Origin of the sequence: Nonomuraea sp. MTCD27 (assembly GCF_041950495.1) — a bacterium.
GTDB lineage: Bacteria > Actinomycetota > Actinomycetes > Streptosporangiales > Streptosporangiaceae > Nonomuraea.
In genome coordinates this window covers 1-1,301 of record NZ_JBGNUW010000070.1, presented here as the reverse complement: position 1 = coordinate 1,301, position 1,301 = coordinate 1, and the positions used below count along the sequence as shown (strand labels likewise).

The 1,301-nt window shown below is 67.3% G+C and carries 1 protein-coding gene; it reads right to left on the bottom strand.

Going from position 1 to position 1,301, the window contains the following annotated elements:
* Positions 1-1,109 (bottom strand): transposase (locus ACBJ59_RS62750; protein ID WP_375119388.1); only part of this gene is annotated, 1,109 nt, incomplete at its 3' end.
* Between the last annotated feature and the right edge of the window lie 192 nt (positions 1,110-1,301).

Here is a 1,301-nt window from a genome sequence, read left to right as displayed (position 1 = left end):
GCGAAGCGGTGAAAGTGCTCTTGATCGAAGCGGCGCAGGTAGGCCTTCCACAGCAGGTCCAGCAGCGCCGCATCGACCTCGATGGGCCCGGCGTGCCACAGCCAGAGATCTTTGGCCGGCTTGCGGCCGTCGGGAAGCCGGTCCACGACGATCTGGATGACGGTGCCGCGCACAATGGGCAATCGCTCATGGGCAGGGTGGCCGGCCCAGCGGCCGGTGCGAGTGAGCTTTTGATGCAGGCCGGTCCAGGCGCGGACGGTCACGGTGCCGTGCCGGGACGAGTCTGCGGTCAGGGCGAGATCCGGGATGTGCCGTTTGGCGGGGTCGGAGCAGGAGAATTCGCGGCCGTGGCGCTTACCCGCCCCCATCTCACCGGGTCTGCGCGGTGCTGGGTCGGCGTAGAAGACGCGGGTGGCGCGCAGCCGGACCAGCACCTGGACAGGGTGAGCGGCCAGCGCGTGGGAGATGTCGGTGGCGTAGTTCCCGGCGTCCAGCATGACCAGCGGTGGCGGGTCATGTTCGACGAGCCGGTTGGTCGCCTCCAGGTCACCGAGCAGGTCGGCGATCTGGCCGATGGTGACGTCGGTGTGCTCTTGACCGGGATGGATCCGGCGCGCCTCGATTGGATCCACCCACGAGGAGGAGCCCCACTGCACGCCCACCAGCAAGCTGTAGGGCCAACCAGGCAGGAACTTGTCGCCGCCCTTGCCTCTCACCTGGACCATCACCCGCTCATCGGCGTACTCGGCGTCGGGCCGCGCATCCGGCGTGACATCCAGGGCGAACATCAACGGCTCACCCGGCCGGGCCGCAGTGGCCACGCCCAGCAGCAGGCGCCGCAGAGCGCCGGTGTCGATCCGCCCTTGATCCAAAGCGGCGTAGACCGAGCCATGCCCACGGCGGAACTCCGGCTCCATCGACAACTCCACCGGCGAGCGCACCGGCCCCTGCGCGCACAACATCGCATCAGTGAGCTCGAACAACGCATCCGCCCGCCGCCATAACAGCCGATGGAAGGCGGCGCGGAAATCGATCAGGGGACGAAGGTGTGACGCCTCGGATGCCCCGATGTGCTCGGCCACCTCGCGCGCGCCTGCAATAGTGAACATCTGCGGCCACCCCTCTTCTCCGGCGTCTTCTCAACACCGAAGATGAAGGCGGTGGCCGCTCCCGACTGACACGACACGCCGTAGCGCGGCAGTCACATTCCGGTACATCCCGTTACATGGTGATATGCCACAACATCGGGCGCGATCTGGACGCACCTGCACCGATGCCCGGACCTGCTTAAATCGCAAGCT